Here is a 7,086-nt window from a genome sequence, read left to right as displayed (position 1 = left end):
CCGGGCGCGATGCCCAGCGCGTCGCGCGCTTCGGGGATGCGCGCGGTCCAGCTCGCCATCGCGAACCCGTTGAAGGCGAACACGGCCGCGACCGCGTTGCGGGCGCGCAGGACGGTCGGCCGGGTGGCTCGGGATTGCACGGGCACAGACATCCCTCACGGATCGAAACGATTCGACCAAGATCCGGCCGATAGTATTCAGCCGGTCACCGCACCGGTCAAGGGAGAGCGCATGTCCCGTTCGCGAAGCCCTCGCCCGACGCTGTCGAGGGTCGCCGCGACCGCAGGCGTTTCGCAGTCGACGGCCTCGCTGGTGTTCTCCGGCGCGGGCCCGGTCTCGGCCGAGCCCCGGCGCCGGGTGCTCGACGCCGCCGCCGAGGTCGGCTACACCGGGCCGAATCCGCTGGCGCGCTCGCTGCGGCAAGGTCGTTCCGGCATCGTCGGCGTGCTGATCGGGGAGCGGTTGCTCTACGCCTTCCGCGATCCCGTGGCGGTGGCGTTGCTGGACGGGCTCACCGAAGAACTCGCGCCCGCCGGTTTCGCGCTGCTGCTGCTCTCCGGCAGCAGCGGCCGGGTCGGTCCCTCGCCGGAGCAGGTGGCGAGCACTCCGCTGGACGCCGTGGTCGTGGAAAGTTGCGGCGGGAGGGACGAGCCGGCGCTGACCGCGCTGCAGAACCGCGGTGTGCCGCTGGTCGTGGTGGAAGGCCCGCAGGTCCCGGACGTGCCCAGCGTGCACATCGACAACCACGGCGCCTCCGCCGAACTCACCCGGCACCTGCTGGAGCTCGGGCATCGCCGGATCAGCGTCGTGACGCTTCCGCTGCGCCAGCCCGGGATGCACAGCGGGTGGCTCACCGATGCGCACCAGGAACTGGCCAGCGCGCCCATCTGCCTGGACCGGTTGCGCGGCGTGGAGGAGGCGGCCGGGCGCCGCGTCCCGGCGTTCGAGGCGGGCAGCGGACTGATCGAGGACGGCTTGCGCGCCGGGCACGAAGTCCTCGCCGCCGAGCCGCGCCCGACCGCGGTCGTGGCGCAGAGCGACCTGCTCGCGGTCGGGGTCATCCAGGCCGCGCGGGAACGTGGCCTGCGGGTGCCGGAAGACCTCAGCGTGGTTGGCTTCGACGGGATCGACACCCCGTGGCTGTCGCCGCTGCGGCTGACCACGGTGGAACAGCCGATGACCGGCAAGGGCCGGGCCGCCGGGCGGATGGTCGTGGAGCTGCTCTCCGGCGGCGATCCCGGTGGCGAGCGGATGCCGACGACCGTGCGGGCGGGCACCACCTCGGCCCCGGCGCCCGGGCTCGTCGATGAGTGAACGGACCGTCCGGCCAATCTGGTGGGACGACCAGGCCGTTCACTCCGGGAGCGCCGCCGGAGCGCGAGGTGCGCGCGTCGGCACGCCTCGATCTTGCGAGCGAACGGACCGCTGGTCCCGGTAGATCGGGCGAGGGGACCGTTCGCTCGGAGAACAGCTGCGTGGAACTCCGGGTCAAGATCACGTCGCGGAGCCGCCTCGTGCGCCGACTACCCTCGGAAGGAGCAACACCTCCGCGGGAAAGGAGCACGAGCCGGTGCGCAAGGTGAAGGACCTCACCGGGCCCGGGATCACCGACCACTTCGGGATCGGGGGCACCGACCTGGGGGTGATGGAGGTCGCGCCGGACGGGCGGCTGGTGTCGGTGTTCGGCGACACCTTCGAGGCCGCCGGGGTCGGCGGGCCGGGCTGGCGCTCCCCGGTGGTGCTGTTCGGGGACGCGCGCACCGCGACGGCGGGCATCGGCTGGACCGGCTCGATCGGCCCGAAGCCCTACGCGGAGCAGGCGCTGCCGTACCAGCACGACACGATCATCCACGGGCGGCGGGTCACCACCGTGCTGCCGACCGACCTGATCACCATCGGCAACGAGATGTACCTGCACGTGATGGTGTGCGAAGGCATCGGCAACGTGCACTGGACCGAGATCCACCGCTCCACCGACAACGGCGAGAGCTGGCAGCACACCGGCGCGACCTGGCCCGGTGACCTGCACGGCGGGCTGTTCCAGATGCTGACCTGGGGACTCGGCGACGACGGCTGGGTCTACGCGTTCACCACCGGTTTCCGCCGCGACCAGGGGTTGATGCTGCACCGGGTGCCCGCGCAGTGGATCGCCGAGCCCGCCGCGTGGGAGGGCTGGGGCTTCCGGGACGGCGTGTGGGCCTGGGGCAACCCGCCGACGATCGCGCTCACCGGCGCGTACGGGGAGTTGTGCCTGCGGCCGCTGGGCGGGCGCTGGCTGCTGTCGTTCTTCGACGCGGGGAACTACCGGATCGACGTGATGAACCTCGACGTGCCGACGACGAACCTCTACGAGGCCCCGCGCGAAACGGCGCTGCACGGCACCTCGTGGTGGCGGGAGAACCACGGGCGCGGACGGGTCGCGCAGCTCTACGGCGCCTACATCGTTCCGGGGTCCACTTTGGACGACCTGCACCTGGTGGTGAGCCAGTGGAACACCAAGAAGAACTGGCCGTACAAGTCGATGCAGTTCGCCGGGAGCGCGCCCGCGGCGCGATGAGCTCGCGGTGATCGGCGGCCTCCGCGTCCGGGGCCGCCCTGCCGTCGCGGCCGCGTTGACGGCGGACGATCTGCTGCTCGGGCCGTCGGTTGTGCATGGAAGTCGCGCACCTGACGAGCAGGTGTGGTCGGATCGGCTACCCAGAAAGTGATATCACTATGCTAGGCTATAGCTAGTTGATCGCTACGGGAGGAGTGCCATGACCGCCGTGCAGGAACGCGAGGTCGAAATGCCCGAACCGCCGGTGCGCGAACGTCCGGCGTTCGAGCTGTCCGGAGCGTTGATGGCCACGCTCGGCGTGGTGCTGCTGCTCGCCGGAGCCGGCGTCTTGGTCGTCGGCATGGGCCTGGAGAACGCACCGGTGTTGATCGCGGGCGCGGCGCTCCTGGTGATCGCGGCGGTGCTGCTGAGCGGCCTGATCGCCGTGGCTCCCGGTGAAGCGCGGGTGCTGCAATTCCTCGGCCGCTACACGGGAACCGTGCGCCGAACCGGGTTGTGCTGGGTGAACCCGTTCAGCAGCAAGACGAAGATCTCCACGCGGATCCGCAACCACGAGACCGCGGTGATGAAGGTCAACGACTCCGACGGCAATCCGATCGAGATCGCCGCGGTCGTGGTGTGGCAGGTCGCCGACACCGCCCAGGCGTCGTTCGCGGTGGACAGCTTCGTCGAGTTCGTCGAGACGCAGACCGAGACCGCGGTGCGGCACATCGCCACCAGCTACCCCTACGACGGCGACGGCGCGCACGGCTACTCGCTGCGGCAGAACGCCGACGAGATCACCGGGAAGCTCTCCGCGGAGATCGCCGCCCGGGTCGAGGCCGCCGGGGTGCAGGTCGTCGAATCCCGCCTCACCAACCTCGCCTACGCGCCGGAGATCGCGCAGGCCATGTTGCAGCGCCAGCAGGCGGGCGCGGTGGTCGCCGCGCGGCAGCAGATCGTGCAGGGCGCGGTCGGAATGGTCGATCTGGCGCTGCAGCGGCTGTCCGAGCAGGAGGTCGTCGAACTCGACGAGGAGCGCAAGGCGGCCATGGTCAGCAACCTGATGGTGGTGCTCTGCGGCGACACGCAGCCGGTGGTCAACACGGGCTCGCTCTACCACTGAGATCCTCCTCGTGGAGCCCGCACGAGCTTGTGCCGTGGCTCTCCGCGACTGCGGGGCCGGCTTGCACCACCCATGCAATCCGGCACACCGCGGGTTCTCAGGCGTCTTCGCGGAGGACAGCTCAGCCGGGCGCTGCTTGCGCCCGCAGCCTGAACCGACCACCTGCGCAAAACGAGCTACCGAGGTGTTCGTGGCCGAACGCAAGAGTTTCCTGCTGCGCCTGGATCCGGCGCTGCACGACGCATTGGCCCGCTGGGCGCAGGACGAGCTGCGCAGCACGAACGCGCAGATCGAGTTCCTGCTGCGGCGGGCGCTGGCCGACGCCGGGCGGCTGCCCGAGAACTCGGGAAAGCCCGCCCGGCGCGGCCGGCCGCGCAAGGACGCGCCGGAGTGATCAGTCCGGACTGATCAGTACAGGGTCTCCACGGCGGCCTTGGTGAACGGGATCATGTCGGTTGCGCGGTCTTGCAGGACCTTGTCCGCCCACTCCGGGTCGGCCAGCAGCGCGCGGCCGATCGCGACCAGGTCGAACTCGTCGCGCTCCATGCGTTCCAGCAGCCCTTCCACGCTGGCAACCCCGGCGCTCGAGCCGGCCAGCGACTCGGGCGTGAAGACGCTGTCGAGCCCGACCGAGCCGACCGTGATCACCGGTTTGCCGGTGACCTTCTTGGTCCACCCGGCGATGTTCAGGTCCGAGCCGGTGTCGGCGAACTCCGGCTCCCAGTAGCGGCGCCCGGAGGCGTGGAAGGCGTCCACCCCGGCTTCGGCCAGCGGGCTGAGCACCGCTTGCAGCTGCTCCGGGGTTTCGGCGAGCTTGGCGTCGTAGTTGTCCGACTTCCACTGCGAGAACCGCAGCACCACGGGGAAGTCCGCGGACACCTGCTCGCGGACCGCGGCCACGATGTCGGCGGCGAACTTGGTGCGCGAGACCGGGTCGCCGCCGAAGGAGTCGGTGCGCCGGTTGGTGCGCTCCCACAGGAATGCGTCGATCAGGTAGCCGTGCGCGCCGTGCAGCTCGACGCCGTCGAAGCCGATCCGCTCGGCTTCCCGCGCGGCGTCCGCGAACGCGGTGACGAGCTGGTCGATGTCGGACAGCGTGAGGGTGTCACCGGCGCTGCTGCCGTCCAGGCCGATGCCGGACGGCCCGACGACGGGTGCTTCCGGGAACGGCGGCGCGCCCGCTCGGCGCTGCACGCCGACGTGCCACAGCTGCGGCATGATCTTGCCGCCCGCCGCGTGCACGTCCTGCACGACGCGGCTCCAGCCCGCGAGCTGCTGCTCGCCGTGGAAGCGGGGGATCTCGCCGCTGAAACCGGCGGAGGGGTGGTCCACGTAGGTCCCCTCGGTGATGATCAAGCCGGTGCCCGCGGCGGCGCGGCGGGCGTAGTAGGCCGCCACGTCTTCGCCCGCGACGCCGCCGGGGGAGAACATGCGGGTCATCGGCGCCATCACGATCCGGTTCGGCAATTCGGCCGAGCCCAGCGTGAACGGGCGGGCCAGGGCCTGTGCTGCGCGGGTGGTCAAGGCGGTCTCCTGCCGTGCGATCGAAGTGTGCACAACAAAGGTACATTTCATGAGCCGAAGTGTGACTGTGACGGTTGCTATTCTTGGTCGGGCGGCGTCGGGTACGCTGCGCCGCCGATCCGCGGGACGGGGGTGTCGAACGTGCTGGACATCAGGTTCTCCAGCGCGCTGCAGGCGATGCTGGCGCTCGCGGTCGCGGCCGAGGAGGACTCCCCGGTGCTCAGCTCCGCCCAGCTCGCCGAGATGCTGGACACCAACCCCAGCTTGGTCCGCAAGATGCTGGCGCCGCTGGTGCACGACGGGCTCGTGGTGTGCACGAAGGGGCGCTCGGGCGGCAGCAGGCTCGCGCGCCCTGCCGAGGAGATCACGCTGGCCGAGATCTACCGGTGCGCCGTTGGCGACAAGCCGCTCTGGGCCTGCCGCCCGGAGGGTGAGCACGCGTGCCTGGTGACGGCGAATGCCGCCGAGTACTTCGCCGGACTGACCGCGGATGCCGAGCAGGCGGTGCTCGGCTCGCTCGGCGACCGCACGCTCGCCGGTGGGGTGCGGGAGCTGCGCAGACTCGATCGGGGGCCGGAGCGGCAGGGCTGAGCCGTCTGTCCACAGTGGTCTTACCCGTGCCGTCGCGCGGACGCTTGCCCTGTGCGTGGTGAGGGCGCAGCGACGGCGGTGCCGACACGCCGGGGTGTGTCGGCGACGATCCGTTCAGTGCTCCGCCCGCATTTCCATGCGCTGCACGAATGATCGTTCCGGTGCGGATTCACCGCCGCGCGGAGATCGGCCCGATCGTGCGGTGCTATGGCGAAAACCCGTCCAAGGCGACAAATCCGGTGATCATGCCGGTATAACGGGAGAAGCGGTCGCCACGCCGGACTCCCCGCGGATTCGGCGGTGCCCGCGCCCCTCCGCCGAACTGACCAGGACGGGAACCACCATGCAAGTGACCGAAGGCAGCCGTATTCCGGTGGCGCTGACCGTCAACGGGACCGGCCACGACCTCGAACTCGACGCGCGGGTCACGCTGCTCGACGCGCTGCGCGACCGCCTCGGCCTGACCGGGACGAAGAAGGGCTGCGACCAGGGCGCGTGCGGTGCCTGCACGGTCGCGGTCGACGGCAACCGGGTGCTGTCCTGCCTGACCCTGGCCGCGCAGTGCGACGGCCGCGAAGTCCGCACCGTGGAAGGGCTGGGCGCGGGCGGTGCGCCGCATCCGGTGCAGGAAGCGTTCGTGCGCCACGACGCCTTCCAGTGCGGCTATTGCACCCCCGGGCAGGTCATGTCCGCGGTGTGCCTGCTGGAGGAAGGCCGCACCGGCTCGGACGAGGAGGTCCGCGAGCAGATGAGCGGCAACCTCTGCCGCTGCGGCGCCTACTCCGGCATCGTGGCCGCGATCCGGGAGGTGGCCGGCGATGCGTGAGTTCACCTACCTGCGTCCGTCCAATGTGGACGAGGCGGTGGCCGTCGCGCAGGACGGCGACGCGGCCTACCTGGCGGGCGGGACCACTCAGCTGGACCTGATGAAGGACGGCGTGCTCGCGCCGGGCAAGCTCATCGACGTCTCCCGGCTCCCGCTGCGCGGCGTGCGCCGCGAGGGCGATGCGGTGCGGGTGGGTGCGATGACCACGATGGGCGAGCTCGCCGCCGACCCGCTGGTCGTCGAACGCGCGCCGGTCGTGTCCGAAGCGCTGTTGGCCAGTGCTTCGCCGCAGCTGCGGAACATGGCGACCATCGGCGGGAATCTGTTGCAGCGCACCCGTTGCCGCTACTTCCGCGACCCGGCGGTGAGCGCGTGCAACAAGCGCGCCCCGGGCAGCGGCTGCGCCGCGGTCAGCGGCGGCGCGCGGATGCACGCCATCCTCGGTGCCGGGCCGGACTGCATCGCCGTGCACGGCTCGGACCT

The 7,086-nt window shown here is 71.0% G+C and carries 8 protein-coding genes; 7 read left to right on the top strand and 1 reads right to left on the bottom strand.

Features of this window, described 5'->3' with window-relative positions:
• The first annotated feature begins 231 nt into the window (after positions 1-231).
• The 4 genes from IJH84_RS03805 to IJH84_RS03790 all read left to right on the top strand — a co-directional run bounded on the left by IJH84_RS03805 (position 232) and on the right by IJH84_RS03790 (position 4,056).
• A complete protein-coding gene (locus IJH84_RS03805) occupies positions 232-1,314 on the top strand; it encodes a LacI family DNA-binding transcriptional regulator (RefSeq protein ID WP_295140204.1) in 1,083 nt (360 codons plus the stop codon).
• Between the two features lie 256 nt (positions 1,315-1,570).
• Positions 1,571-2,557, top strand: coding sequence for a DUF4185 domain-containing protein (locus IJH84_RS03800; RefSeq protein WP_295140201.1), 987 nt, complete (start codon positions 1,571-1,573; stop codon positions 2,555-2,557).
• A 199-nt stretch (positions 2,558-2,756) separates the two neighbouring features.
• Entirely contained in the window at positions 2,757-3,662 is a 906-nt protein-coding gene (locus IJH84_RS03795) for an SPFH domain-containing protein (protein ID WP_200072284.1), read from the top strand.
• Positions 3,663-3,852: 190 nt separating this feature from the next.
• Entirely contained in the window at positions 3,853-4,056 is a 204-nt protein-coding gene (locus tag IJH84_RS03790) for a hypothetical protein (protein ID WP_338597452.1), read from the top strand.
• A gap of 14 nt (positions 4,057-4,070) precedes the next feature.
• Here IJH84_RS03790 and IJH84_RS03785 read toward each other — a convergent pair whose 3' ends face one another.
• Complete coding sequence (locus IJH84_RS03785; protein WP_233628066.1) at positions 4,071-5,186, bottom strand: NADH:flavin oxidoreductase; 1,116 nt, start codon at positions 5,184-5,186, stop codon at positions 4,071-4,073.
• A 141-nt stretch (positions 5,187-5,327) separates the two neighbouring features.
• On the opposite strand from IJH84_RS03785, the gene IJH84_RS03780 reads away from it, so the two are divergent.
• From IJH84_RS03780 to IJH84_RS03770, 3 genes are all read left to right on the top strand, one after another.
• Positions 5,328-5,777, top strand: coding sequence for an Rrf2 family transcriptional regulator (locus tag IJH84_RS03780; protein WP_295140195.1), 450 nt, complete (start codon positions 5,328-5,330; stop codon positions 5,775-5,777).
• A 343-nt stretch (positions 5,778-6,120) separates the two neighbouring features.
• Entirely contained in the window at positions 6,121-6,603 is a 483-nt protein-coding gene (locus IJH84_RS03775) for a (2Fe-2S)-binding protein (RefSeq protein ID WP_200072288.1), read from the top strand.
• Positions 6,596-7,086: FAD binding domain-containing protein (locus IJH84_RS03770; protein ID WP_295140190.1), on the top strand; the 491-nt coding region annotated here is incomplete at its 3' end. The genes IJH84_RS03775 and IJH84_RS03770, both read left to right, overlap by 8 nt.

Origin of the sequence: Saccharopolyspora sp. (assembly GCF_017434145.1) — a bacterium.
Classification (GTDB): domain Bacteria; phylum Actinomycetota; class Actinomycetes; order Mycobacteriales; family Pseudonocardiaceae; genus Saccharopolyspora_C; species Saccharopolyspora_C galaxeae.
The sequence above is the reverse complement of the archived record's forward strand: the minus strand, read 5'-3'. Positions and strand labels throughout refer to the sequence as shown.